Here is a 26,465-nt window from a genome sequence, read left to right on the forward strand (position 1 = left end):
TGTGACTCCACCACACTCGGGTGACCCACGGCGCCGTAGCCGAAATGGGGGCAAAGACAGCTCCCGTAATGAGGGGCGCCAAGAAGGTCGCAGTGGAAAAAGCCGCAGGGCATCTTCGCATGCCTCACGGGACTGGTCGACTAAGGACCGGGATAATTACGTAGCGCAACCACCACGTGCACGCAGTGCCAGCGAACGGGAACGAATCCGTGCTGGAGAAGCACGTGCGGGCGCGAGCCACACCGGTCAAGCGCATGGGCCAGCCCAAAGGGCACAAAAAGCACGCCCAGTGCCGGCACCGCAGGCAGTTAAGAAGAAGATGCTCGCGCAGCAGCCGATGATGACTAAGCGCCTGAACTTAGTTATCACCATCTTGGTTATTGTGACCGTAGTGTTGGTAGGGCGTTTGGCATGGGTACAAATTGTCTGGGGGCCAGACTTATCTGCCCGTGCAGAAGCACAGCGCACCCGCGTTTATGTGGAACCCGCACGCAGGGGAGAAGTAGTCGACCGTGATGGTCAGCGCATTGCGTACACCATGGCTGCACGCTCGTTGACAGTATCTCCAACGCGCTTGCGTGATGAATTGCGCGAGCAAGAAGAGATTGAAGCTCGCAATGAAGGTGAGCTGGCGGAAAAGAGCGAACAGGAAACTAATGAATTTCTCGACGACCGGGTTACTACGCGCTTAGAAGAAATGGCTGAGGGAATCCCGAAGGCTATTAAAGAAGCAGGCGCGTCAACCTCTGATGTTGACTCCGACCAGATCATGGATAAATTGCGCGCGGATACGCAATATGAGGTGCTGGTGCGCAATGTCGATCCAGATATTGCTGTAGAAATCGCCAATACCTACCATGGCGTGGCTGCTGACCACCAAGATATCCGTCAATACCCTAATGGTGCGATTGCAGAAAATATCGTGGGCAAGGTGTCCATGGACGGCCAAGGCCAGTTCGGCTTTGAAGCTTCTGGCGATTCGCTGTTGACCGGTATTGATGGCCGTTCCACTGAAGATGTCTCAACCGACGGACAGCTGATTCCAGGTACGGTGCGCGATGAAGTTGAAGCAATCGATGGCTCCGATGTGAAACTGACGTTAGATCTGGACTTGCAAACCTATGTTCAGCAAAAGCTAGAGCAGGCTGTGGACAATTCCCGCGCCAAAATGGGTGAAGCAGTTGTATTAGATGCGGTTACAGGTGAAGTGTTATCGATGGCTAATACCGGAACCATCGATCCGAATAAGGATATTGAAGCCCAGCTTGAAGAAGGCAAGGACTTTGAAAACCGTTCCATTTCGCACCCTTATGAGCCAGGTTCTGTCGCGAAGGTAGTTACTGCTGCGGCCGCGATTGAAGAAGGTGTGACCACGCCGGAGGAAGTCCACCAGGTTCCAGGCTCCATCGATATCGCAGGAGTTAATGTTGCCGATGCGTGGCAACACGGGGTGGAGCCGTACACCACCGCGGGTATCTTTGGTAAGTCGTCCAACGTAGGTACGCTGCAGATTGCGCAGCGCCTGGGCGAGGAGAAGTTCGCTGAGTACCTTGAGAAATTCGGGTTGGGTAAAACCACTGATATCGAATTACCGAATGAATCATCTGGTCTTCTGCCTGCATTAGAACAGTGGTCCGGTGGTACCTTTGCCAACCTTCCAATTGGCCAGGGTATGTCGTGGACGACCTTGCAGATGGCGAGTGTCTATCAGGCTTTGGCGAATGATGGCGAGCTCATTCAGCCACGTATCATCGACTCGATTACGGATGCCGATGGCAAGGAAGTCCCGCAGGATGATCCAGGTACCACGCAGGTGGTATCGCCTGAAACTGCGAAGACCGTGGTGGATATGTTCCGCTCGACGTTCCAGGATGACCCAGCTTATGTGCAAACTGGTACGGCTATGGGCAATGAGATCGAGGGGTATCAGCTTTCCGGTAAGACCGGTACCGCGCAAAAGGTAGACCCAGATACGGGTGCGTATTCGCAAAGTGCGTATTGGATTACTTTCGCAGGCATTGCGCCTGCCGATGACCCCCGGTTTGTCGTTGCCATCATGTTAGATGAGCCCGAAACCGGCACCAATGCCGATGGCTCAGGCGGGCAATCTGCAGCGCCGCTCTTTAGCGACATTGCCGCGTGGTTGCTCAACCGCGACAACATCCCGACGTCACCAGAAGGAAAGCGTTGGGTCATGACGCAGTACTAATCACGGCGGATACAGCACGTATAATAAATACTTTTCTAGATAAATAACCCCACGAAGACTACGAGAATAAGGACGCGAGCGACATGACTACCACGCTTTTCAAGCTAGCGGAGATCGCAGGCGGTGAAATCATTGGTGATGGTGAGACAACCGTAGAAGCCATCACGTTGGATTCCCGCCGAGCAGAAGCGGAATACCTGTTCGCGGCCGTTCCGGGCACCCGTAGCCATGGTGCAACATTCGCAGCAGCAACATCGGCAAAAGCAGTGCTTACCGATGCCGCCGGCGTGGAAATCCTGCACCGTGAATCAGCGGAAGATTCTTTCGACCGTCCCATTATCGTGGTCGAGAATATTCGCGCGGTACTCGGAGAAATCTCAGCCGAGATTTATGGTCACCCGACCAAGAAGCTGACCATTTTCGGTGTTACTGGTACCTCGGGAAAGACCACGACAACATATCTTTTAGAAACTGGCCTTTTAGCCGCAGGCTATTCCACCGGCTTGATCGGTACGACCGGAACCCGGATTAACCGCAAGCCAGTTGAAACGCAGCTCACCACCCCTGAAGCACCAACGTTGCAGGACTTATTCGCACGCATGGTTGCAGAAAACGTCACCCACGTGGTGATGGAAGTGTCCTCACATGCACTGGAGCTAGGACGCGTGCAAGGTGTGGACTTTGCAGTGGGCGGGTTTACTAACCTGTCTCAAGACCACCTCGATTTCCACCCCACGATGGAAGAGTACTTCGCGGCGAAATCAAAGCTTTTCTTAGGCGAAGAGGCGGCACGCAATGCGGTGGTGTGCATTAATGATGAGTGGGGCGAGCGTCTAGCTGATCTAGTTGATGAAGAAAATCGGCCTTTAACCGTGGTCTCTACCACGGGGGCGATTGCCCATACCGGTGACGAGGGCGGCGTGGCCCAGGCTGATGCGATGCTGCGTGAGCGCACTCGGGAACTATTGGTTCCGGGCACAGTGGTGGCGTGGCAGCAGGCGGTACAAGCAACAGGGGGGCAGCAGGTAGCGCTGGAGATTAATCCACCGGAAAATAGTGAGATTATCCAGGCACAAGTCCCTCGTTCCTTTGATTTCGAGTTGCCGCTGCCGGGCGATTTCAACATCGCCAATGCAGGCCTTGCTGTAGGAATGGCGAGCGCTGCAGGTATTGACTTGGATACTTTCATCGCGGCTTTGACCCAGGTGGCAGTACCGGGCCGCATGCAGCGTATCGATGAAGGCCAGGACTTTGTAGCCGTTGTTGATTACGCGCACAAGCCAGCGGCTATCGAAGCAGTATTGGACACCTTGCGCTCGCAGCTCGATTCAGCAGGTCCCAACTCTTTACGGCGTAACGATGCGGAACGCATCGGCGCCGGACGTATTGGCGTGGTTGTCGGCGCCGGAGGAGACCGTGACTCCTCGAAGCGCGGATTGATGGGTGCTGCTGCCGCGAAACGCGCCGATTTCGTGGTGGTTACCGATGATAATCCACGCACCGAAGACCCAGCTCCGATCCGCCAAGCAGTTATGGCTGGAGCAATAGAAGCAGCTGAGAAGGCTGGGCGTGATGTAGAATTCCGCGAAATTGCATCGCGCGCTGAAGCCATTGATGAAGTAGTCAACTGGGCAACTTCCGGCGATGCTGTCATCGTGGTTGGCAAGGGCCACGAAGTAGGTCAGCTCATTGGCGGAACCATGCATCACTTCGATGATCGTGAAGAACTTGCTCGGGCATTACAATCAAAGCGGACAGCGCACCTTAATACTCCCATTACCCCAGAAGCTCGAGATACTGCCGAAGACTCCGATGAGAGGCAATAATGATTGACCTGACTGTGAAAGAGATCGCCGAGATTGTCGGCGGTCGCCTCGACAGTGTCGAAAACCCCGAGGCACTGGTTACCGGCTTTGTCGAATTTGATTCGCGCAAGGTAGCTCCCGGTGGATTATTCCTGTGTTTTCCAGGCGCTAAGGTTGACGGTCATGACTTTGCTGCCAAGGCGGTAGAGCAAGGCGCGGTGGCTGTATTAGCTGCTCGCCCCGTGGGCGTTCCAGCGATCGTTGTCGAACCAACTGGTCGGCTGGAAGGCGATGGCGCCAATGCTGATATCTATGCCAACGACTTAGATGGCTCAGCTGCAGCAGTAGTTCGGGCACTTTCAGACCTCGCGCACTTTGTCACTGGCAAGCTCACTAGCGAAGATGGTCTTAGCATCATCGGCGTAACTGGTTCTGCGGGTAAGACTTCCACGAAGGATCTGATCGCAACTATTTTGCGCCAAGATGGAGAAACCGTAGCTCCTCCGGGTTCATTCAATAATGAAATCGGGCATCCGTATACCGCGCTGCGCTGCGATGCAGACACGAAATATCTCGTGGCTGAACTATCAGCTCGCGGCATCGGCCACATCAAACACCTCACTGATATCGCAACCCCGCGAATCGGTGTGGTGCTCAACGTTGGTACCGCTCACCTTGGAGAATTTGGCTCGCGTGAAAACATCGCACAAGCCAAAGGCGAATTAGTTGAGGCATTGCCTTCGGCTGCCGAAGGTGGCATCGCGGTGTTAAACGCTGATGATTCATTCGTTGCAGCAATGGCTTCGCGCACCAGCGCCAAGGTTGTGACCTATTCTTCGGCGAATCCTCCAGCAGCAGGCGCGGATTACTATGCCACCGATATCACCTTGGATAATGTTGCACGTCCATCCTTTACTTTGCATGCGCCAGGTGCCGCACCGGTATCTGTGACATTGCAGGTCTTTGGTGTTCACCAGGTTTCCAATTCCCTCGCGGCTGCTGCAGCAGCTATTGAGGCGGGTTTGTCTGTGCAATCTGTGGCGGATTCTTTAAGTGGGCATCGAAACGCGTCTGCTCACCGCATGGATGTGCACACCCGCGCTGATGGAGTCACCATTATTAATGACTCCTACAACGCGAACCCGGATTCAATGCGCGCGGCGATTGCCGCACTGGGCTACACCACCTCTGGGCGGCCCGATGCGCGCTCTATCGCAGTACTCGGTGAGATGGGCGAGCTGGGCGATGACGCTATAGAAGAGCACTACCAACTCGGTGCGGAGTTAGCGAAATACGATGTCCATACCCTCATCGTGGTGGGTGAGAGCGTTTATGGCGAGGCAATGGCTAAAGCCGCATCCGAGCGCGGTATAAATACTATGGTTAGCCGGGATATCGATGACGCCATTTGGCACATCGAAGAAGTTCTTCAAACTCCGCCCGCTGGAGTCGAAGACTGGTCTTCACGCGAGTTGAAAGATGTAGTCCTGGTCAAAGCTTCGAATGCGCAACGATTGTGGCTGGTTTCTGAACGCCTACTTAACGGCGAAGATTAAAGGATAGTGTTGAAATAATGATTCAGATAATGGCCTCCGGCGTCATCAGCTTCCTTGTGGCGATCTTCTTTACGCCATGGCTGATCCGCTATTTCTCCAACGCCGGTAAAGGCCAAGAGATTCGTGAGGATGGACCGAAGTCGCACCTGCGCAAGCGCGGTACGCCGACGATGGGTGGTCTGGCCATTTTGGCCGGCATTGTTATTGCTTACTTAGCGGTAAATACCTATGGCTCCATCACCGGAACCGGTGGCTTCACGGTCTCAGGAATCTTGGTTCTAGGCTTGACTTTAGGGCTCGGCGCCTTGGGCTTTGCTGATGACTTCATCAAACTGTTCAAAGCCCGCAACCTCGGGTTGAATAAGACCGCAAAGATTGTTGGCCAGCTCGCTCTAGCTTTGGCCTTTGGTCTCTTGGTGCTGCAATTTGAAGATAGCAATGGCCTAACACCTGCGACGGCTCACATGTCTTTTGTGCGCGATATTCCGACCTTTAATATCGCCGTCGGCCCAACCATTATCGGAATCATCATCTTCCTGGTGTTCATGTTTATTCTGATCGCCGCGTGGTCGAACGCCGTCAACCTGACCGATGGTCTTGACGGCCTGGCTGCGGGTTCTACTGCCTTTGTGATGGGCGCGTACACCATCATTACTTTCTGGCAGTTCCGTAACTCCTGTGAAGTCGGCTTCGTTGCCGGCTGTTACCAGGTGCGCGATCCTTTGGACTTGGCCATTTTGGCGGCTGCCGGTCTCGGTGGTTCCTTGGGCTTTTTGTGGTGGAATGCTGCACCGGCAAAAATCTTCATGGGCGACACCGGTTCCTTGGCACTCGGTGGCCTGGTTGCGGGTCTATCCGTTGCTACTCGCACGGAACTGCTGATGATCATCATTGGCGCACTCTTCGTTGTTGAAGCAGCCTCGGTTGTTATCCAAGTCTTTGTCTTCAAGACCACCGGAAAGCGCTTCTTCCGCATGGCGCCAATTCACCACCACTTCGAAAATGGCGGCTGGCCAGAAACCGCAGTGGTTATCCGTTTCTGGCTGCTCGCTGGCATGGCCGCTATCACCGGCGTAGGAATTTTCTACGGTGAATGGCTCCTGACAACTGGCGCAAGCATCCTTTAAGAAAGGCTATTAGCTTATGACTTCCACACTGAAGCTGCCACGAGTCGTCTTGGTCGCCGGTGGTGGGGTATCTGGGCGCGGATGTGCCGCTATCCTGCGTGAACTCGGCACAGATGTGACCGTAGCTGATGGCAATGCACACACCCGTGAGGAACTAGCTTCCGCACTCGAGGTCAAGACCATTGATCCAGCAGATGTGGACTTTTCCGCATCAGACTATGACATGGTGGTGACTTCTCCTGGCTGGCGTCCTGATTCGCAGCTTCTCCAACAAGCAGCCGCGGCACACATTGAAGTTATTGGCGATGTCGAACTAGCTTGGCGCCTTGACCGCGCTGAAGTCTTTGGGCCCCCACGCACATGGCTGGTAGTTACTGGCACTAATGGCAAGACCACTACCACCGGCATGCTGGCTGCGATGATGCAGGCCAATGAAGCAGAGTCCGGTCTGCGCGCCGCAGCTGCCGGCAATATTGGTGTATCCCTATTTACTGCGCTAGCAGCGCAGCCGCGGGTAGATATTTTGTGCGTCGAGCTATCTTCTTTCCAGCTGCACTGGTCTAATACTTTGCGCCCTGATGTGGGCACCGTGTTGAACCTGGCGGAAGACCACATTGATTGGCACGGCAGCTTCGAGGCTTATGCCCTGGATAAGGCCAAGGCATTGTTAGGCAAGGTTGCCGTTGTCGGCAAGGATGATCCGCGCGTGGTGGACTCTGCAATCAATATTCGCCCGAGTGGGGTAGTCACCAGCTTTAGTGCAGGTATACCGCAAGATGGCGGGGTAGGAGTAATCAACTCCGAAATCGTGGTGGGCAACCCACCGCAGGTTTTAGCTAGCGCCGAAGGAATCGAACCGGCGGGTATAGCTGGTGTTTTAGACGCGTGTGCTGCTGCAGCTGTTGCGCATGCGGCTGGCGCTAGTGCGCAGGCGATTAGCGCGGGCCTAGCTTCTTATCGTGTGGATGCCCACCGCGGGGAAGTAGTGCATAAAGCAGCTGGCATTAAGTTTATTGATAATTCCAAAGCCACCAACCCGCATGCTGCCGATGCAGCTTTAGCAGGGCTAGCCAATGTCATTTGGGTAGCCGGTGGACAGCTGAAGGGCGCTGAGGTCGATGAGCTTATAGCCGCGCATCATAAACAAATGAAAGCCGTGGTACTGCTTGGCCAAGACCGCGACATCCTAGCCCGCGCTTTGAAAGAACACGCGCCAGAAATTGCCGTTGAGGTCATTGAAGACACCGATGGTGAGGAAGCCATGCACCAGGTTGTGGCTGCTGCTATCCAACACGCCGGGGCTGGAGATACCGTGCTTTTGGCACCAGCTGCGGCATCGTTGGATATGTATTCCGGAATGAGCGAACGTGGCGACCTTTTTGCCCACTTTGCAAAAACCCTTTCTCAACGCGAGGAGCTTTAACCATGACGGCCACAAAGCCAGTTGCACCCATGGGAAATGCCCCGCGGCCGAAAGCAAAACAGGGCTGGTTAGCTGGCATTAAAGAATATCTTGACTCGCGCGCCGGCTTAGATTATTTGATGCTGCGCATAATTATCTTTCTGCTCATTGGCATCGGTGTCATCATGGTATTTTCTTCCTCGATGGCGACCTCTTATGTCCAGTCCACCGGCGTGTGGGCTGATGCAATCCGCCAAACTTTGATGGTGTGCCTGGGGCTGTTCATGTTTTGGCTAGCACTGCGCCTGCGCCCATCGTTGGTGCGCAAGCTGGTGCCGTGGGTATTGCTCTTATCCTTTGTCTTGCTCATTGCCGTGCTGATTCCTGGTATTGGTACCGGACGTGAAGAAGTCGGTTCGCAGTCCTGGATCATTATTGGTCCAGCTAGTATCCAACCTTCAGAGCTTGCCCGCGTAGCTATTGGCCTTTACGGCGCGACAGCTTTGGCCGATAAAGTGCATAAAGGCTTTGGCCTTAAAGACCCTTTCACCTTGTACTCGCTGATCGCAGCGGCCATGATGGGTCTGATCATGGCCCAAGGTGACGTCGGCATGGCAGCATCATTTGCCGTCGTGGTTATTTTCACGTTGTTTTTCGCCGGCGTTAACTGGATCGCCATCGCTTTAATTGGTGCTCTCGGCGTTGTAGCCACCATTGCACTGTTTGTTGGCGGCGGCTTCCGCTCGCACCGTTTCCACACTTACTTCGATGCCCTACGCGGAAACTTTCTTGATACCCAAGGCACAGGTTTTCAGTCCTACCAGGGTTATCTCTCCTTGGCAGACGGTGGCTTAACAGGCGTCGGTATTGGCCAATCGCGTGCGAAATGGTTCTACCTCCCCGAAGCTAAAAATGACTACATCTTCGCCATCGTGGGCGAAGAGCTCGGCCTGTTGGGCGGCGCGTTAGTCATCTTGCTTTTCGCTTTGCTTGGCTTCTTCGGAATTCGGACGGCACTGCGGGCACAGAGCCAATTCCAGGCACTCATGGCCGCCACACTGACGGCAGGTGTGGTTGGCCAGGCCTTCTTTAACATCGGCTATGTAGTTGGGCTGTTGCCGATGACCGGTGTGCAGCTGCCGATGATTTCTGCAGGTGGTACTTCAGCGATTATCACCATTGCGTCGATGGGCTTGTTGGCAAATGTAGCCAGGCATGAGCCAATGCAAATCTCGGCGATGCAAAACTATGGCCGGCCACTTTTTGACCGCATCTTTAATATTCCAGAGCCGGATCCCATTGACGGGGCCGCAAAACCAGGACGCCATGGTGCCGCAAGCCGTCGCGCGGCAAGCCGAACCACTGCGCAATTAACAGCAGAGCGCGCCAGTGAAACGGGGGCAGGACGCAACACCGAACGCGAAGTTCTACAACGTAGCCACAACCGCCGAGCAGCAGCCGATGGCACCGAGCAGCATCGGGTAGATGGACGACGCGCCGGTTATAATCGCGATAATGTTCGCTACACGGAGGGCCGACGTGGAGATACCCGCAGGGCACGCGATGCTGAGCGGGAAAAGCGCTTTGGACAAGCAGTGACCGATAATCGTCGCCCACGTGAGAAAAGGTAGGCTAAACCTATGAACAACGCTGAATTATCGGTCGTTATTGCAGGTGGGGGCACTGCTGGCCACATTGAACCAGCCCTTGCAGTAGGCGAAGCATTAAAGACCTACCATGGTGCACGCATTACTGCGCTGGGAACTAAGAAGGGGCTAGAAGGGGAGATCGTCCCCGCCCGTGGTGTTGACCTGCGCATGATCTTGCCAGTGCCAATTCCGCGCAAGCCCAGCGTGGACCTTGTAAAACTGCCATATCGTCTTATCAAAGCGGTGCTGCAAACCCGCGCGGTGTTAAAAGATGTCAACGCGCAAGCAGTATTTGGCACTGGTGGTTACGTTGCAGCGCCTGCTTATATCGCGGCAAAGACCAAGGGATTGCCATTCTATATCCACGAAACCAATGCACTAGCAGGCATGGCAAATAAGTTAGGCGTCAAACTAGGTGGCGTTGGTTTTAACGCTGCGGCCAATTCCGGCATGCCGGGTGATGTCGTCGGCGTTCCTATTCGCGCCGAAATCGGAAAAGACCCAGACGGTGCAGCCGCTGCGCGCGGCCGGCAACAGTGGGGTTTTGATGACTCCAAACAGGTGCTGTTGATTACCGGTGGCTCCCAAGGTGCTGCCTCAATTAACGCAGCGGTGAAAGCAGCATTGCCCGAACTTGTTGAACATGTTCAGGTTCTCCACGCTTATGGCCCGCGTAATGAAGCACCACAGGCCCAAGATGGCTATGTTCCGGTTCCATATATCGAAGATATGGCTGCGGCCTTAGCGGTTGCTGACCTGACTGTGTGCCGCTCCGGTGCGATGACGGTAGCGGAGATTACCGCTGCCGGATTACCTGCAATCTATGTTCCACTGCCGCACGGCAATGGGGAACAGGCGCTTAACTCCCAACATGTGGTTGAAGCGGGTGGCGCCATTATGATTAAAGATTCTGATCTGACCGGGCAAAGGTTGGTTGAAGAAGTAGTAGCTATCGCAGATAACCCTCAACGGCGCGAGGAGATGGTCGCTGCTGCACAAGACAGTGGCGCCGGAGATGTATCCAAAATGCTTGCGGATCGTATTGCTGCTGATGTTAGAAAAGAACAAGAAAAGGAATCCAACTAGGTGACTACCCCAATTGATCTCTCACGTGTTCACATGATCGGCATCGGCGGCTCCGGCATGTCTGGGCTCGCTCGTATTTTGCTTTCCCGCGGCATGGAAGTTTCTGGTTCCGATGTCAAAGACTCCACCCCGGTGGAAGTACTGCGCACCATGGGCGCCAAGATTGCCATTGGGCACAAGACGGAAAATCTTTCACAGCTGGCGGAAAAGCCGACTGTCGTGGTGACATCATTTGCTGCGATTCCGAAGGACAATCCAGAGTTGGTCGCGGCGCACGAAGCACAGATTCCAGTGATTCGCCGTTCGGACTTGCTCGCAGAATTGATGCAGGATCGCACCCAGGTACTCCTTGCCGGTACCCACGGTAAGACATCGACTACCTCGATGGTGGTCTCAGCATTGCAGGCCGCGGGCAAGGATGCTTCCTTTGCTATTGGTGGTCAGCTCAACCGCGCGGGTACGAATGCGCACCACGGCAAAGATGCCATTTTTGTAGCTGAAGCGGATGAATCCGATGCTTCGCTATTGCGCTATTCCCCAGATATTGCAGTCATCACCAATATTGAACCGGATCACTTGGACTATTTCGGCTCCGCAGAGGCCTATTTCCAGGTCTTCGATGATTTCGTGGGACGCATTACGGATACGGGTACGCTTATTGTCTGCCTTGAAGATGATCATGCAGCGGAGTTGGGCCTTCGTGCTCTCGAGCGCGGCGTGCGCGTCTTGGGCTACGGTGGCTCGGCAGCGGTACAGAAGTATGCCGAGATTCCTGTCGGTGCTGAAATTTTGGCTGAAGAAGTAGGGCAAAAGGCAACGACAGTTACCGTAAAACTTCCGTTTAATGAATCTCCTGAAGCCCAGGTGACCTATGAACTACAGATTCCTGGACACCACATGGTGCTAAATTCCACTGCCGCCTTAGTTGCCGGCGAGATCGCTGGCGCCAAGGTTGGGCTTTTGGCTGAGGGGTTAAGCGATTTCACGGGTGTGCGCCGGCGCTTTGAATACCGCGGCACCGGCGGTGACAATATCCGCGTTTACGACGATTATGCGCACCACCCGACTGAGGTGGCAGCAGTGCTCAAGGCAGCGCGCGATAAGGTTGCAGCAGAGGGGCTAGGCGGCAAGGTTGTAGTGTGCTTCCAGCCGCATCTTTACTCCCGCACGATTGAGTTCGCTAAAGAGTTTGGCCAAGCACTTTCGCTTGCCGATGCAGTGGTGTTGTTGGATATCTTCGGTGCCCGGGAAAAGCCGGTCGAAGGGATTTCTTCGCGGATCATTAGCGATGAAATGGCTGATGATGTCGATGTCACGTACGAGCCAGATTTCTCATCTGCCCGCCATACTGTGGCAGAGATGACCAATAGCAATGACCTTGTGCTGACCATGGGTGCTGGATCAGTAACCTTGCTCGCAGCCGAAATCTTGGAGGAGATCCAGGGTTAGATGAAAATTTCCTCCAAGCTCATTGCCGCAATCATCGGTGGTCTAGTTGCACTTAGCGTTGTTATCGGACTGGCGGTGTATTTGCTGCCGATTTTTAGTGTCACCAATGTTGAGATAACTGGCAATGAGCACTCGACCGTTGAGCAGATTGAAGAAGCTGCAGGTGTACCCGACGGGGCTAATTTGTTGCGCGTGAATGCACACGACACAGCGTTGAAAGTGTCGGACTTGCCGTGGGTAGATAAAGCTACCGTGGGTCGCAGTCTGCCCAATACTTTGGTCGTCGAAGTAGAAGAGCGAGTCGTCGCAGCCTATGTCAATGCTGACGATGGCCCGCATCTCATCGATACCAAAGGTCGCGAATTTATCATCGACCAGCCACCGGCAGAAGCAGTAGAGATCACCGGCGAATGGGACTCGGAAACTTTGTCGGACCCGGTTGAAGTTCTTGCGGCAATCCCCACGGAACTGCGTACTCAAATTGAACGTTTAGATGTCGTTGAACCTTATGTGATGCGTGTGCACATGGATGATGGACGAACGATTACCTGGGGTGCGAACGAAGACAATGAAAATAAGGCACGCGCACTAGCTACGGTTTTGCAGATGGAGGGCGATAATTGGAATATTTCTAACCCCTCACTTGTCAGCCGACCCTGATATCCCCGTATGCTAGGGGGCGAGCAAAACCGCATGTCAACAACTCTAAACCCAAGGTTGAGGGTAGCGACACGCGGCGAAATGAACCCGAAAATTACAGCGGTCTCGTCAATGATGGAAACAACGCGTCGATTTCCTCATTGACGGACCAGAAATTCCACGAACGAAAGGTGCTAGCGCCTCTAATGACCACTCCAAGTAATAATCTCGCGGACATCAAGGTTGTCGGTGTCGGTGGTGGCGGAGTAAACGCCGTTAACCGCATGATTGAAGAGGGCCTGAAGGGCGTTCAGTTCATTGCTATTAACACTGACTCCCAGGCTCTGCTCTTTTCTGATGCTGATGTAAAGCTCGACATTGGACGCGAGCTGACCCGCGGCCTAGGCGCAGGAGCAAACCCAGAGGTAGGTCGTACCTCTGCTGAAGACCACAAGTCCGAAATCGAAGATGCACTCGCCGGCGCAGACCTCGTCTTCGTTACCGCAGGTGAGGGCGGCGGCACCGGTACTGGTGCGGCTCCGGTAGTTGCATCGATTGCTAAGAAGCAGGGCTCTTTGACCGTCGGTGTTGTTACCAAGCCTTTCCGCTTTGAAGGTAACCGCCGTACCCGCCAGGCACTCGAGGGCATCGAGGCTTTGCGTGAGGTATGTGACACCCTCATTGTTATTCCGAATGATCGCCTGCTGCAGCTTGGTGATGAAAACTTGTCGATGATGGAAGCCTTCCGTGCCGCCGATGAGGTGCTGCACAATGGTGTCCAGGGTATTTCCGACCTGATTCTTATCCCAGGCATGATCAACGTCGACTTTGCCGACGTGCGCTCGGTTATGTCTGATGCTGGTTCTGCATTGATGGGCGTAGGCTCGGCACGCGGTGATGACCGCGTGATGCAGTCTGCAGAACAAGCTATTAATTCTCCACTGCTGGAATCCAGCATGGAAGGCGCCAAGGGCGTTCTGCTTTCCGTTGCCGGTGGTTCCGATTTGGGTCTGCAGGAAGTTAACCAGGCAGCGATCATGGTTCAGGAAAAGGCTGACGAAGACGTCAACCTGATCTTCGGTACCATCATCGACGACAATTTGGGCGATGAAGTCCGCGTGACCATCATTGCTACGGGCTTCGACGCTGAGGCTAACCTGCAGGGCGTAAATAACAAGAAGGCTGTTGTCCAGGAAAAGGAAGAGCCAAAGCTGGAATCTCGCCCGGGCTCGTTGTTTGATAATCGCGATATCCCAGAGCCACAGGCTGAGCCTGTGCGCGAGGCGCCACGCTACGAACCACGCCACTCCCGCCCATCTGGTGCTGGCCTGTTCACCAGCCGCGAAGATGAGCGTGGCCGTGACCGTGACTATGGTCGCGAGCGTGAGCCAGAACGTGATCGTCGTCGCGCTGGTGGCGATGATCTGGATGTGCCTGACTTCATGCGCTAAGAACGCGCTAGTCTGGTTACATGCCAGTTAATGAGGAAATCTTCCGCCCCGTCCGCATGGTGTTTACCACCCGTGCCGGCGGGGCTTCGGCATCGCCATATCAGTCTTTTAACCTAGGCGATCATGTTGGCGATGACCCCGAAGCGGTAGCCGCAAACCGTCAACGCTTAGTTACAGTCACCGGAGTTGATGACATCGTGTGGATGGAACAGCTCCACACCAACACGGTGACTGTGGTGGATAAAGATACCCCGGTCCCAGTCGAGGCAACCGATGCCATAGTGACTACGACACCACGTCTCGGACTCGGAGTGCTTGTTGCAGACTGTGTCCCGGTTCTTCTTGCTGATTCCAAGGCCAAAGTAGTTGCAGCAGCGCACGCAGGTCGCATGGGGGCGCGCAATGGGATTATCGCCAATACGATTGACAAAATGGTGGAACTCGGCGCAACACCTTCCAATATCCAAGTGCTTTTGGGACCAGCGGCCTCGGGACGCAATTATGAAGTACCCGAAGATATGGCTAATGATGTAGAAGCCCACCTGCCGGGTTCAAAGACCCGTACTGCCAAAGGAACCTGGGGAGTAGACGTCCGCGCAGGCCTGATTCGCCAACTGATGAGCAAAGGCGTTACCGCAATTGAGGCGGATCCCCGGTGCACCATTGAAGACACCGATTTCTTTTCATACCGCCGGGAAGGAAAAACCGGCCGACAAGCGGGCCTCATTTGGCTCGAGGAGGAAAATAAATGACCACCAGCTCCAACGACGTGCACAATGCTGATAACCGCCGTGACGAGCTAGCCGCAGGACTTAAAGAAACCCGCGCGCTGATTGAAAAACTCGCTCAGGAAGCCGGACGCACTGACGTGCCGGAATTGCTCCCAGTGACGAAGTTTCATCCAGCCGCAGATATTGCGTTGCTTGCGGAACTGGGAATTACGGATGTCGCAGAAAACCGCGAACAAGAAGCGCGAGCGAAAGCCGAAGAGCTTCCTGATATGCGTTTTCACATGATAGGCCAAGTACAGACGAAAAAGGCGAACCATGTGGCCCGCTGGGCTCACTCCGTACATTCTGTAGATACAGAAAAGCTTGCGGTCGCTCTCAACCGTGGGGTAGACAACGCGCAGCGCGATATCCTCCCGGTTTTTATCCAGGTCTCTCATGACGGAGATACCGCACGTGGGGGAGTAGCCCCTGAAGGGGTAGAAGAATTAGCGCAAATCATTGAAGATTTGCCAAACTTAGAACTTCGCGGATTGATGGTCGTTCCGCCGCTAGAATCGGATGCTAAGCAAGTATTTACCTCGGTCCGTGAGCTCACCGACAGGCTGGGTGAGCAGCTTAAACGCCCATTGTTACTATCCGCGGGAATGAGCGCAGATTTAGCCGATGCAATTGCATCCGGTACAGATATCGTGCGTGTCGGAACCGGAATAATGGGGGCACGGCCATTAGGTTAAATGGCAACGATAAATACCCGGCATCTCAAAGGGAGTAATGAATGTCTTTTCTGGTAAAGACCAAAGAATTTTTTGGCCTCGCTGAGCCTGAGGCTGGCGTAGACGACGCTTACTACGTCGACGAACCACGCTACGAAACCCAGGGTTCTGCTGCATACACGCCTCGTCCATCGGCATATGCTCACACCATTGCTGAGCCTGAGTACGAACCAACCATCGTTGCTGTCACCGTTGTGGCCTTCAACCAGGCGCAGAAGATTGGTGAACCATTCCGCGATGGCGATGCAGTCGTCTTTGAGGTAACTGACGCTGACTTCGATGTAGCTAAGCGCTTCATCGACTTCGCAGCTGGCCTGTGCTTTGGTCTGCGCGGGAAGATGCTGAACCTAACGCGCGATATGGATACCGACCGTCGCGTGTTCGCGATTGTTCCTGAGGACGCTGTTATCCCGACGGTGGAGCTCGAAGACGTCGCTGGTCTTCGCTAAAACCAAACCAAGTCCTTGATAGAGATGCTAACCCCACCCCAAAAGGTGGGGTTGTGTGGGTTTTAACTACTGCTGATAGGGTTGAAGCGTGACTGCATTCGGAATTATTCTGCTCGCGCTGCTAAGGCTTTATACCTTAGTGCTGATCGTCCGCATCATTATCGAGATGATTCAGTCCTTCTCACGCCAATTTAATCCACCGCGCTGGTTTATGGTTATTGCAGAACCACTGTTTGTAATAACAGACCCGCCGGTCAAGGCGTTGCGAAGGATTGTGCCTCCCATGCAGATGGGTGGTGTCGCACTCGATTTGTCTGTGTTAGTTTTGTTCATTATTTTGCAGCTTTTGCAACTTATTGTGCGCGGCGTTTTCATTGGCTAGTGGCAACATAGATGCCACAATCCTGAAGAAACGCGTAGAAACACAGATGTTTTAACTAGATTTAGGTAACCTAGTAGTTTAGATTTAGAGAAAACGTACATTAATTGAACTTTTTTGGCCGTGATGACAATGTCCTAAGGGATAATGTCCATTAAGGTGAAAGAGAACGAAGTACTTCGGGTCACCGGAGTTCGAACGACTTGAAGGGGAAGAGAAGTCCATGCCACTGTCACCCGCTGACGTACACAATGTCGCATTCAGCAAGCCGCCGATTGGCAAGCGTGGCTACAACGAAGACGAGGTTGATCAGTTCCTCGATCTCGTTGAGGATGCTTTAGCCCAGCTCCAGGATGAGAACTACGAACTGCAAAAGCAGCTCGAGGGTGGTTCTGGTTCTACAAAGGCCGCTGGCGCTGCACCTGCTGTAGATGAGGCTGCTGTACGCAAGTCCGTAGAGTCCGAACTTCGCGCAGAATACGAAAAGAAACTGGCTGACGCTAAGGCAGAAGCCAACAAGGCCAAGGATGAAGCATCCAAGGCTAAGGCTGAAGCTGAAAAGGCTAAGTCCGCGAAGCCTGCAGCAGCTGCTGCTCCAGCCGCAGCTGATAACACCGCTGAGATTAAGGCAGCTCAGGATGAGACCGATAAGGTTCGTCAGGAGCTGGAAGCAGCTAAGAAGGAACTGGAAGCTGCGAAGAAGGAAAACTCCACGCTCAAGGCGTCGAAGTCCTCCTCCGCTGCTGCACCAGCAGCTGCCGCCGCAACCGGCGCTGCAGCAGGTGCGGCTGCTGGCACCACTGGTGCTGCAACCCCAGAGACCCACATGCAGGCAGCCCGCATCTTGGGCATGGCTCAAGACATGGCGGACCGTCTCTCCAACGAGGCACGCGCGGAATCTGATTCCATGCTGACTGAGGCACGCGAAGCTGCTGAAAAGCAGCTGGCTGAAGCTGAGTCTCGTTCTTCCACCCAGCTGTCTGAGGCAGAGGCTCGTTCTAAGAAGCTGGTTGCGGATGCTGAGGCTAAGGCAAAGCAGACTGAGTCTGAAGCGAACTCCCGCGCTGAGGCTCAGATCCGTCAGGCTGAGGACAAGGCTGCAGCACTCGAGGCAGAGGCAACCAAGAAGCACAACGAGGTCATGACTACCATCAAGACCCAGCAGACTGCTCTTGAAAACCGCATTGCGGAACTGCGCACCTACGAGCGCGAGTACCGTACTCGTCTGAAGACCCTGCTGCAGTCCCAGCTGGATGAACTCGAATCCCGCGGCTCTGCGGCACCAAACGGTGACGTTTCCAAGGACGCTAACTAAAAGGCTCAATGACGCCCCTTGGCTGACGCCCTCGGCGCTGCAGTTTAAACGCTGTGGCACCGGGGGTGTTTTCATTAATAGGAGATTAATGTGCTCATTGCAGCATTGGTTTTAGCGCTCATTGCGTTCATAGCGTTTGTAAACTACATCCTGTCCGCGGCAACATGGTCGCTGACCCTAGTCTTTGTGGCTGCCGGTGCGGGGCTGGTGCTCTTTTTCCTGGATTGGTACAAAAAGTCCAGGCGTTAGCGTCGAAGAATTTGACGTTAGGTGTAAACTAAGCAGCGTATGCATTGATCCGGCTATCACCGGGGAGTATTTCGGAAGAAAAGCACAGCTTGCGTGCTGATTAGAACCGGACGGGTGGGACCGAAATATCCTTCACTACCAATGAAGTGGGGCTTTAAGTGCCCAAGCAGGGTGGTACCGCGCACGCACAGTGCGTCCCTGTGGATACACACATCGACGAAGTGAAGGATTAATTAATGGACGTAGGACACGTTTATCCCAAGGTTGATCTGACCGGTGGTTCCTCGAAATTCCCAGAGATGGAAACTGAGGTCCAAAAGTTTTGGGCTGAAGATGACACTTTTAAAGCCTCATTAGAACAAAGCAAAGGCAACCCAGAATATATCTTCTATGATGGTCCTCCTTTTGCTAATGGCTTGCCGCACTATGGTCACCTGTTGACCGGTTATGTTAAAGACATCGTTCCGCGCTACCGCACCATGGCGGGAAACTACGTACCGCGCGTCTTTGGCTGGGACTGCCACGGTCTGCCAGCGGAGTTAGAAGCAGAAAAGCAGCTCGGAATCACCGATAAGGGCCAGATCCACGATATGGGTCTGGAAAAGTTCAATGAGTACTGTGCTTCTTCTGTTCTGCGCTACACCGATGAGTGGGAAGAATACGTTACCCGCCAGGCTCGTTGGGTAGATTTCGAAAACGGCTACAAGACGATGGATCCGAACTACATGGAATCTGTCATCTGGGCGTTTAAGACCCTTTATGACAAGGGCCTTATCTACCAGGGCTTCCGCGTCCTGCCGTATTCCTGGGCTGAGCACACTCCACTGTCGAATCAGGAAACCCGCCTGGATGACTCCTACAAGATGCGCCAGGACCCAACCCTGACCGTAACTTTCCCGGTTACCGGTAATGCGCCAGAAGAGCTTGCCGATGCCGCATTCCTGGCCTGGACGACCACGCCATGGACCTTGCCTTCTAATCTGGCTTTGGCTGTACACCCAGAGGTTGACTACGCGCTGGTACGCGTGGGTGGTGACTCCGAATTTACTGGCCAGAAGTTTGTTTTGGCAGAGGCTCTCGTTGGTTCCTACGCTAAAGAACTGGGCGAAGACCATGAGGTTATGAAGACCTTCAAGGGTGCGGAACTCGAAGGTATTACTTATGAACCAATCTTTGATTACTTCAAGGACCACGCAAATTCCTTCAAGATCCTGTTGGCTGACTACGTCACCACCGAAGACGGCACCGGTGTAGTTCACCAGGCTCCTGGCTTTGGTGAAGACGATATGGCAACCACCGCGAAGTACGGCATTGAGCTGGTCATGCCTGTCGATGACGACGGCAAGTTCACCTCACTGACCCCTGAGTACGAAGGCCAGCTGGTATTCGATGCCAACAAGGACATCATCCGTGATCTCAAGGCCAAGGGCCGCGTCATCCGCCACGTCACCATCGAGCACTCCTACCCGCACTCCTGGCGTTCCGGTGAGCCTCTGATCTATAAGGCAATGCCAGCATGGTTCGTGAAAGTTTCCGCAGTCCGTGACCGTATGGTGGAGCTCAACCACAATGAGATTGAGTGGATGCCAGAGCACGTGCGCGATGGCCAGTTCGGTAAGTGGCTCGAAGGCGCGCGCGACTGGAACATCTCCCGTTCGCGTTTCTGGGGTTCCCCAATCCCAGTGTGGATGTCTGATGATGACAAGTACCCACGCATCGATGTTTACGGTTCCTTGGATGAGCTGGAGCGCGACTTCGGCCAGCGTCCAAAGTCTTTGCACCGTCCACACATCGACGAGCTAGTGCGTCCAAACCCAGATGACCCAACTGGTAAGTCCATGATGCGCCGTGTTCCTGACGTTTTGGACGTATGGTTCGACTCTGGCTCCATGCCATTTGCGCAGGTGCATTACCCATTCGAGAACAAAGAATGGTTCGATACCCACTCGCCATCGGACTTCATCGTGGAGTACATCGGTCAGACCCGTGGCTGGTTCTACCTGCTGCACGTTTTGTCCACCGCACTCTTTGACCGCCCAGCATTCAAGAAGGTTGTCGCCCACGGCATCGTGCTTGGTGATGATGGCCTGAAGATGTCCAAGTCCAAGGGCAACTACCCGAACGTCAATGAGGTCTTTGACCGTGACGGCTCCGATGCCATGCGTTGGTTCCTCATGTCTTCACCAATCCTGCGCGGCGGCAACCTGATTGTCACCGAGCAGGGCATTCGTGATGGTGTGCGCCAAGCACTGCTGCCAATCTGGAATGCGTACACCTTCTTGAACCTGTACGCCTCCGAGGACGCGAAGTTCGATACCAGCTCTGAGAATGTGCTGGATCGCTACATCCTGGCAAAGACTCATGACCTGGTAAAGAATGTCGATGAGGCACTGGCGAACACTGATATCTCCACCGCGACCCAAGAGGTACGCCAGTTCGCCGATGCGCTGACGAACTGGTACGTGCGTCGTTCCCGTGATCGTTTCTGGGAAGGCCAGGAAGCTCACCCAGAGGCATTCAACACCCTCTACACCGTGCTGCACACCGTCTCCCGTGCGGTCGCACCTTTGCTGCCGCACATCTCGGAGGTCATCTACCGTGGTCTGACCGGCGAGCGCTCCGTGCACTTGACGGCGTTCCCGGAGGCAGAAGACTACCCAGCGGATGCCGCACTGGTTGAAGCGATGGATACCACCCGCGCGGTGGCATCTGCTGCAAGTTCTGTGCGCAAGTCCAATAAGCTGCGTAACCGTCTGCCACTTCCAGCTCTGACTGTTGCTGTGGCAGATTCTGGCCAGCTCGAAGGCTTCAAGGACATCATCCGCGATGAGGTCAACGTCAAGGAAGTTATCTTGACCGATGACGTCGACTCCGTCGGCACCTTCGAGGTTGTCTGCAACGCTAAGGTGGCAGGTCCTCGTTTGGGCAAGGATGTCCAGCGTGCGATTAAGAACCTCAAGGCCGGCAACTACACCCGCGAGGGCGAAAACGTTGTTGTTGATGGTGATATCACCTTAAGCCCTGAGGAATACACCGAGCGCTTGCAGGCAGCGGATCCAAAGTCGACTGCACGCATCGATGGTCTTGATGGCCTGGTTGTTCTCAATACCGAGGTCACCGAGGGACTTGAGGCTGAAGGCTGGGCAGCGGATGTTATCCGTGGCCTGCAGGATGCCCGTAAGGCATCTGGCTTTGAGGTCTCCGACCGCATCAGCGTGGTCCTTTCTGTCCCAACAGACAAGAAGGAATGGGCAACCCGTCACGCAGACCACATCGCGGCAGAGACCTTGGCAACCTCCTTTGAGGTCACCACTGAGGCGCTCGAGGGCGAAACCCACAACGTTCTCCCAGACGTTACCGCGAAGGTGGCCAAGAACTAAGGCTATTTCTTAACCTTCGCGTCGTGCCTTGATGAGAGGCTCACACCTGAAGTCCGGCTCTATGTCAAAACCTCTTGTAGGTCTTGGCGAAGAGACGGGCTTTTTCATCTGCAGACCTGAGCGCAAACGTGACGAAGATGATTGCTCAAAACTTCTACCTAGTAGTATTCCGAATGTGAATAGTCAGGGTCAGGTAAGTCTCGTGGCGCCCGCGGTCATGGTGATATCCGGTGCGTCGTTGTACGCGGGTGCTGCGGTGGCGGTGGGGCTCTTTGAAAGCTTTTCGCCGTTTATCGTCGCGTGGTTTCGCGTCGCGGCGGCCGGGGTTATTTTGCTGCTTTTATACCGGCCCAAGCTGCGTGTCTTCGGGGGTGTAGCAGGGCGTAATGCCGCGATCTATGGCGTGATGACGATGGCGATGAATATGTCTTTTTATCAATCGCTGAATCACATTCCCATGGGCACCGCGGTAGCCATTGAGTTTTTAGGGCCCATCGTGGTGGCGGCGTGGGGTTCGAGAGTTCTGCGTGACTGGGTGGCGCTGATTTTTGCAGCCCTCGGTGTGCTCGTGATTTCTGGTGCCACGTGGTCGGATAACGCAGTCGGCATCCTGTGGGCTTTAACAGCCGGGCTATTTTGGGCCGGCTATATTGTCATCTCCAGCCATATTGCCGCAGATCGAGAAAATTCCCGGCAATCCATGGCGGTAGGCTTTAGCTACGCTGGCCTTCTGGCTTTACCAGTGATGTGGTTGATGTGGCCAGAAGACCCAGGGATTCCGGGAATAACGATTATTGGTCTTGCCGCAGGGCTGGGCCTTTTATCGGCAGCCATCCCTTATGGCTTAGACCAGGTGGTCCTGCGCATGGCAGGCCCGAGTCTGTTTGCCCTGCTGCAAGCTATCTTGCCGGTGGTCGCAGCCATTATCGGCGCGATAGCTTTGGGACAGTGGCTAACGCCCGCAGAGATGATCGGCATCGTGCTGATCATGGCCGCGGTGGCGCTGCGCCGTAACTAAGCGCAATTAGTTCGCAACTAAGTGCGTGCGGCAAGCAGTTTGTCCAAGGTGGCTTCGGAGCCAACCTCGTGCAGGCTGCGCAGCGTATCGGCATAAGCGGTGGTGAACTCTTCGTTGTCGACTAAGTCGCCAAAGACTTCGCGGTCGCGCAGAAATGCCAGGATATCCTCGTGGTTACCGGAGGCATTTTCTTTCAGGCGATCGGCCATGCGGTCATTGATAGCAATTGCTTCGCCGTGCTCATCGACGCCTTCGGCATAGCGCGCCCAGGAGGCAACAATCGCTGCCGACAAGGTGACCGGCGCTTGGCCGGATTCGAGGTTTTCACGCACCACGGGCAAGAGCCACTTCGGGATACGGTCAGAAGATTCCGCACATAGGCGAGCCACGGTATCTTTAATCGCAGCGTTACCAAAGCGTGCGATCAGCTGGTGGCGGTAGGCATCCAAATCCACACCCGGCAGTGGGCGCAGGGAAGGAGTGCCTTCATCTTCCATGTACGCCAGCAAGAATTCGGCAAAGCGTGGATCGGCCATGACGTCGTGGACGTAGCGGTGACCAGCCAAGTAGCCGAAGTAGCATAGGCCCTGGTGCGAGGCGTTGAGCAAACGCAGCTTCATCAACTCATAAGGGACAACGTCTTGGACTAGTTCCACGCCAACCTTGTCGAAGGCTGGGCGACCAGCAGCGAATTTATCCTCTAGTACCCACTGGGTGAAGTCCTCACAGACCACAGGCCAGGCATCGACGTAGTCAAGGTCCTCGCGGTCGGCATCGGTGGTCTCAGGAGTAATGCGGTCGACCATGGAATTCGGGAATGGCACGTTCTCATCAATCCAGGTGGCAAGTTCCGCGTCGATTGCACCAGCAAAGCTTAGGAACATGCGGTGTGCCATCTCGCCATTGCCCTGGATATTATCGCAAGACATCACGGTAAAAGGCACGGTGTTTCCAGCGCGCCGGGCGATCAGGCCTGCGGTAATAAGGCCATAGAAGGTGCGCAGGTCATCGGTCTTGCCAGCCTTCAAGTCAGCGATATCGGCAGCTACCTGTGGGTTGTCAAAGTTGAATTCACCGCGCACGTGGTCAAAGTTATACCCTCCCTCGGTAACGGTTAGAGAAACGATCTTGATGGAAGCATCGGCAAGCACTGCGACGGCATTGGCAGGATCTTCCGGGGTGTACAGGTAATCAATGATGGAGCCAATCACGCGCGAGGATTGCTGGCCATCGGGAGTCTTTTCCGTCAGCGTGTAGAGAAAGTCCTGGGACTTGAGTGCGTCGCGCATGCGGATATCGCTGGGCATTACACCCATGCCGATGATGCCGAAGTCCATGGCTTCGCCTTGGAGCATGAGCTTATCGATGTACAACGCCTGGTGCGCACGGTGGAACCCACCGACGCCGAAGTGCACGACTCCAGCAGTGACCTGCGAGCGGTCATATTCTGGGCCCTGAACTGGGAGCTCATTAAGGTTTGCTTGGGAAAGTTGAGTGGTAGTCATAAAAAATTAGGCTCCTTTGGATACTTCAGAAACTTCAGAAAGGGTTTTTACAGCAGGCACGCCGTCAAAGCCAGGCTGGGTACCGCGCAGGCTGTGCGCCATGAATGCGGCGGCGGCGAAAAGCGCGAGGAAGATAAAGATCAGCCCGGTTGCGCCAACGAGTGGGTAGAAGATGGCAACGAGTGCAGGACCTGCTGCTACTGCGCCACCGACGCCCAAGTTGTAGGCAGCCATGGCGGCACCGGGGCGCTCTGGGTTGAGGGAGACAGCGATGGGGGAAAGTGGCACGAAACCTGCCAGGGAGACACCGAAGAGTGCGCCGCAGGCCAAGGTCAGGGCAAAGCCGAGGCCATCCGGCAGGCCGATTTCGACAGAGAGCATGGGGACGAAATAGACCAAAGCCAAGGTCACGCCACAGGATACGGCGCCGGCCCACACGGTGGTCTTGGACCAGCCGAACTTATCGCCGATGCGGCCATAGAAGGGGTTAAAGGGCAGGTTGACCGCATAAATGACGGTGGTGAGAATCAAAAACCATGCCAGCGGCCACTCTAAGCGCTCAGTGAAGTAGGCAGGAAAGAAGACCGCCATGGCGTAGGTGGGAATGGAATTGATGGTGCGGATGTAGACCACAAAACGTGCACGACGGTCTTTGATGAGCAGCTTGAAAGAAGCACCGAGAGTCTCAGAGACATCTTCAGGGTTTTCAACCAGTGCCTTGCGGCCGATGCGTTCTTTGACACCGATGAGCGCGCACACCGCACCGATGATCACCAGCACGAGGGAGACCCACAAGGTTTCATAGAAGCTTAAGTTAAACCACGCCATGGATACTGTCGCGGTCAGCGCACCCAACGTCGGGAGGCCGGCGGAGAAGGCGACGTAGAACCAGCCGGTTGCCGTGCCGAGCTTTTCAGCAGGGGAGACTGCGGTAATCCACACCAAGAAGCCATAGGCGAAGAGTGGATAGCCAAAGCCACGCAGGCCATAGCTTAGGAAAATCAGGGTGGTGGAGCTGCTGGTCAGTGCAAGGAGCAAGAAGGCGAGCTCAAAGACGACCCAGACGCCAGCGCCCAATGCCATCACGCGGCGTGGGCCCCACAGGTCTGATAGCGCAGCGGCGAAGAATGCAGCAATTGCAACCGCGATGCCATAGAGCGTGACCAAAAGGCCAGCGCGGGAGACAGTAAAGCCGTGCTCGGATGAAAGGAAAGGTTCTAAGATATTGGTTTCGACACCATCGCCAATCATGAAGATTGCTAGGCCGATGAAGCCCCAGATGAGTGCGCGCGGGATACCAAGTCTTTCGGTTAATGGTTCCTGTGACATGTAATAGACTCCGTTTCAGTGTAGGACACCGTCACATTTCGTGATGCTGTTAAAACTAACACGGATTTAACAAAATGATGTTATAAATAACGTAATTGATGTTAAAATTCACAGAACTAGTGATGAAAGTAAAGGTGCATCCATGTCTAGCCCCGTAGAATCCCGGCGCGCGGAGATTGTAAATACCGTGCGTGAACACGGGCATGCACGGGTAGATGACCTGTCGCAACGCTTAGGCGTCAGCATTATGACCATCCACCGTGATTTAGACGTGTTGGCCGAAGAAGGCCTGATTGAACGGGTGCGCGGTGGTGCGGAGTTTGTCGAGCCAGAGTTTGCCGAAACCAATGTGGTGACCCGCCGTGAAACTAATATCGCGGTGAAAAAGGCACTCGCTGCGCATGTAGCAGCGCTTATTAATGCTGGCGATATCGTGGCTTTAGATGATTCCACCACGGTTGAATACTGCGTCCCAGATGTCCTAGAAGCACGCCCGATGGGGATTATTACCCATTCCTTGCGGGTGATGCAGCAGGTATCTGCGCAAGCCCCGCAGGTGTTGTTAACTGGTGCGGGCGGAAGGTTTTGCCATGAGACGGGGTCTTTTCTAGGCCAAGCGACGTGCTCCGCGGTAGAAAGGCTCAATGCGACGGTGTCGATTGTCTCGACCACGTGCATTAATGCGGCCGGTATTTATCACCCGGATGAAGATGCGGCGATTACCAAATCTGCTTTTGTGCGTCTAGGTACGCGCAAGATTTTGGTGTCTGATTCCTCGAAATTCGATAATGTCGGCATGCATTTTGTGGCGCGACTGAGCGAATTTGATGACATCATTATTGATAACAACTTAGATGCGGACCAGCGCGCACTTTTAAAGAATACGGGCGCTACCATTCACCTTGTTGAAACATCCGTGCCCACTCCGACGCTGCAGCCACCTTCGGTATTGAAGTAGCCAGAA

Annotated in this window: 21 protein-coding genes; 19 read left to right on the forward strand and 2 right to left on the reverse strand. The window is 54.6% G+C overall.

Going from position 1 to position 26,465, the window contains the following annotated elements:
- The first annotated feature begins 337 nt into the window (after positions 1-337).
- The 18 genes from CSTAT_RS04775 to CSTAT_RS04855 all read left to right on the forward strand — a co-directional run bounded on the left by CSTAT_RS04775 (position 338) and on the right by CSTAT_RS04855 (position 22,667).
- A complete protein-coding gene (locus CSTAT_RS04775) occupies positions 338-2,209 on the forward strand; it encodes a peptidoglycan D,D-transpeptidase FtsI family protein (RefSeq protein ID WP_075723801.1) in 1,872 nt (623 codons plus the stop codon).
- A gap of 83 nt (positions 2,210-2,292) precedes the next feature.
- Positions 2,293-4,035: a UDP-N-acetylmuramoyl-L-alanyl-D-glutamate--2,6-diaminopimelate ligase gene (locus CSTAT_RS04780; protein WP_066793144.1), complete on the forward strand. Its 1,743-nt coding sequence runs from the start codon at positions 2,293-2,295 to the stop codon at positions 4,033-4,035.
- Entirely contained in the window at positions 4,035-5,570 is a 1,536-nt protein-coding gene (locus CSTAT_RS04785; RefSeq protein WP_075722669.1) for a UDP-N-acetylmuramoyl-tripeptide--D-alanyl-D-alanine ligase, read from the forward strand. Before CSTAT_RS04780 ends, CSTAT_RS04785 begins: the two co-directional genes overlap by 1 nt.
- A gap of 17 nt (positions 5,571-5,587) precedes the next feature.
- A complete protein-coding gene (mraY, locus tag CSTAT_RS04790; RefSeq protein ID WP_075722670.1) occupies positions 5,588-6,697 on the forward strand; it encodes a phospho-N-acetylmuramoyl-pentapeptide-transferase in 1,110 nt (369 codons plus the stop codon).
- A 16-nt stretch (positions 6,698-6,713) separates the two neighbouring features.
- Positions 6,714-8,120, forward strand: coding sequence for a UDP-N-acetylmuramoyl-L-alanine--D-glutamate ligase (gene murD / locus CSTAT_RS04795; protein ID WP_075722671.1), 1,407 nt, complete (start codon positions 6,714-6,716; stop codon positions 8,118-8,120).
- Positions 8,121-8,122: 2 nt separating this feature from the next.
- Positions 8,123-9,730 (forward strand): FtsW/RodA/SpoVE family cell cycle protein, encoded by a 1,608-nt coding sequence (locus CSTAT_RS04800; protein WP_075722672.1) that lies wholly within the window; start codon positions 8,123-8,125, stop codon positions 9,728-9,730.
- A gap of 9 nt (positions 9,731-9,739) precedes the next feature.
- Positions 9,740-10,834, forward strand: coding sequence for an undecaprenyldiphospho-muramoylpentapeptide beta-N-acetylglucosaminyltransferase (murG, locus tag CSTAT_RS04805; RefSeq protein WP_075722673.1), 1,095 nt, complete (start codon positions 9,740-9,742; stop codon positions 10,832-10,834).
- Positions 10,835-12,283, forward strand: coding sequence for a UDP-N-acetylmuramate--L-alanine ligase (gene murC, locus CSTAT_RS04810; RefSeq protein ID WP_075722674.1), 1,449 nt, complete (start codon positions 10,835-10,837; stop codon positions 12,281-12,283).
- Positions 12,284-12,943: a cell division protein FtsQ/DivIB gene (locus CSTAT_RS04815; RefSeq protein ID WP_075722675.1), complete on the forward strand. Its 660-nt coding sequence runs from the start codon at positions 12,284-12,286 to the stop codon at positions 12,941-12,943.
- Between the two features lie 185 nt (positions 12,944-13,128).
- Entirely contained in the window at positions 13,129-14,373 is a 1,245-nt protein-coding gene (gene ftsZ / locus CSTAT_RS04820) for a cell division protein FtsZ (RefSeq protein WP_075722676.1), read from the forward strand.
- Positions 14,374-14,393: 20 nt separating this feature from the next.
- Positions 14,394-15,125 carry a peptidoglycan editing factor PgeF gene (gene pgeF / locus CSTAT_RS04825; protein WP_066793164.1) on the forward strand — a complete coding sequence of 244 codons (732 nt, stop codon included), beginning with the start codon at positions 14,394-14,396 and terminating at the stop codon, positions 15,123-15,125.
- Positions 15,122-15,838 carry a YggS family pyridoxal phosphate-dependent enzyme gene (locus CSTAT_RS04830; RefSeq protein WP_156845096.1) on the forward strand — a complete coding sequence of 239 codons (717 nt, stop codon included), beginning with the start codon at positions 15,122-15,124 and terminating at the stop codon, positions 15,836-15,838. Before pgeF ends, CSTAT_RS04830 begins: the two co-directional genes overlap by 4 nt.
- 41 nt (positions 15,839-15,879) lie before the next feature.
- A complete protein-coding gene (locus tag CSTAT_RS04835; protein ID WP_075722677.1) occupies positions 15,880-16,326 on the forward strand; it encodes a cell division protein SepF in 447 nt (148 codons plus the stop codon).
- 88 nt (positions 16,327-16,414) lie between these two features.
- The gene (locus CSTAT_RS04840) at positions 16,415-16,708 is read left to right on the forward strand and encodes a YggT family protein (RefSeq protein WP_066840775.1); all 294 of its coding nucleotides are present in this window, start codon (positions 16,415-16,417) and stop codon (positions 16,706-16,708) included.
- Between the two features lie 220 nt (positions 16,709-16,928).
- Positions 16,929-18,020, forward strand: a complete 1,092-nt coding sequence (locus CSTAT_RS04845) for a DivIVA domain-containing protein (RefSeq protein ID WP_075722678.1) — start codon at positions 16,929-16,931, stop codon at positions 18,018-18,020.
- Between the two features lie 90 nt (positions 18,021-18,110).
- Positions 18,111-18,269: a hypothetical protein gene (locus CSTAT_RS13585; protein WP_169833255.1), complete on the forward strand. Its 159-nt coding sequence runs from the start codon at positions 18,111-18,113 to the stop codon at positions 18,267-18,269.
- 236 nt (positions 18,270-18,505) lie between these two features.
- Positions 18,506-21,649 carry an isoleucine--tRNA ligase gene (gene ileS / locus CSTAT_RS04850; RefSeq protein ID WP_075722679.1) on the forward strand — a complete coding sequence of 1,048 codons (3,144 nt, stop codon included), beginning with the start codon at positions 18,506-18,508 and terminating at the stop codon, positions 21,647-21,649.
- Positions 21,650-21,866: 217 nt separating this feature from the next.
- The gene (locus tag CSTAT_RS04855; protein WP_075723803.1) at positions 21,867-22,667 is read left to right on the forward strand and encodes an EamA family transporter; all 801 of its coding nucleotides are present in this window, start codon (positions 21,867-21,869) and stop codon (positions 22,665-22,667) included.
- Between the two features lie 17 nt (positions 22,668-22,684).
- On the opposite strand, the gene CSTAT_RS04860 is transcribed toward CSTAT_RS04855, so the two are convergent.
- The gene (locus CSTAT_RS04860; RefSeq protein ID WP_075722680.1) at positions 22,685-24,172 is read right to left on the reverse strand and encodes a mannitol dehydrogenase family protein; all 1,488 of its coding nucleotides are present in this window, start codon (positions 24,170-24,172) and stop codon (positions 22,685-22,687) included.
- 6 nt (positions 24,173-24,178) lie between these two features.
- Positions 24,179-25,501: an RbtT/DalT/CsbX family MFS transporter gene (locus tag CSTAT_RS04865; protein ID WP_075722681.1), complete on the reverse strand. Its 1,323-nt coding sequence runs from the start codon at positions 25,499-25,501 to the stop codon at positions 24,179-24,181.
- A 142-nt stretch (positions 25,502-25,643) separates the two neighbouring features.
- Between CSTAT_RS04865 and CSTAT_RS04870 the strand changes: the two genes are divergently transcribed.
- Complete coding sequence (locus CSTAT_RS04870; RefSeq protein WP_075722682.1) at positions 25,644-26,459, forward strand: DeoR/GlpR family DNA-binding transcription regulator; 816 nt, start codon at positions 25,644-25,646, stop codon at positions 26,457-26,459.
- Positions 26,460-26,465: the final 6 nt, after the last annotated feature.

It is taken from the genome of Corynebacterium stationis, from assembly GCF_001941345.1.
In the GTDB taxonomy this organism is placed as follows: Bacteria; Actinomycetota; Actinomycetes; order Mycobacteriales; family Mycobacteriaceae; genus Corynebacterium; species Corynebacterium stationis.

Bases quoted from the DNA above. Each gene is read 5' to 3' on its own strand.
- CSTAT_RS04775 (WP_075723801.1), top strand. From the start codon at position 338: ATGATGACTAAGCGCCTGAACTTAGTTATCACCATCTTGGTTATTGTG.
- CSTAT_RS04780 (WP_066793144.1), top strand. From the start codon at position 2,293: ATGACTACCACGCTTTTCAAGCTAGCGGAGATCGCAGGCGGTGAAATC.
- CSTAT_RS04785 (WP_075722669.1), top strand. From the start codon at position 4,035: ATGATTGACCTGACTGTGAAAGAGATCGCCGAGATTGTCGGCGGTCGC.
- mraY (WP_075722670.1), top strand. From the start codon at position 5,588: ATGATTCAGATAATGGCCTCCGGCGTCATCAGCTTCCTTGTGGCGATC.
- murD (WP_075722671.1), top strand. From the start codon at position 6,714: ATGACTTCCACACTGAAGCTGCCACGAGTCGTCTTGGTCGCCGGTGGT.
- CSTAT_RS04800 (WP_075722672.1), top strand. From the start codon at position 8,123: ATGACGGCCACAAAGCCAGTTGCACCCATGGGAAATGCCCCGCGGCCG.
- murG (WP_075722673.1), top strand. From the start codon at position 9,740: ATGAACAACGCTGAATTATCGGTCGTTATTGCAGGTGGGGGCACTGCT.
- CSTAT_RS04815 (WP_075722675.1), top strand. From the start codon at position 12,284: ATGAAAATTTCCTCCAAGCTCATTGCCGCAATCATCGGTGGTCTAGTT.
- ftsZ (WP_075722676.1), top strand. From the start codon at position 13,129: ATGACCACTCCAAGTAATAATCTCGCGGACATCAAGGTTGTCGGTGTC.
- pgeF (WP_066793164.1), top strand. From the start codon at position 14,394: ATGCCAGTTAATGAGGAAATCTTCCGCCCCGTCCGCATGGTGTTTACC.
- CSTAT_RS04830 (WP_156845096.1), top strand. From the start codon at position 15,122: ATGACCACCAGCTCCAACGACGTGCACAATGCTGATAACCGCCGTGAC.
- CSTAT_RS04835 (WP_075722677.1), top strand. From the start codon at position 15,880: ATGTCTTTTCTGGTAAAGACCAAAGAATTTTTTGGCCTCGCTGAGCCT.
- CSTAT_RS04845 (WP_075722678.1), top strand. From the start codon at position 16,929: ATGCCACTGTCACCCGCTGACGTACACAATGTCGCATTCAGCAAGCCG.
- ileS (WP_075722679.1), top strand. From the start codon at position 18,506: ATGGACGTAGGACACGTTTATCCCAAGGTTGATCTGACCGGTGGTTCC.
- CSTAT_RS04855 (WP_075723803.1), top strand. From the start codon at position 21,867: ATGGTGATATCCGGTGCGTCGTTGTACGCGGGTGCTGCGGTGGCGGTG.
- CSTAT_RS04860 (WP_075722680.1), bottom strand. From the start codon at position 24,172: ATGACTACCACTCAACTTTCCCAAGCAAACCTTAATGAGCTCCCAGTT.
- CSTAT_RS04865 (WP_075722681.1), bottom strand. From the start codon at position 25,501: ATGTCACAGGAACCATTAACCGAAAGACTTGGTATCCCGCGCGCACTC.
- CSTAT_RS04870 (WP_075722682.1), top strand. From the start codon at position 25,644: ATGTCTAGCCCCGTAGAATCCCGGCGCGCGGAGATTGTAAATACCGTG.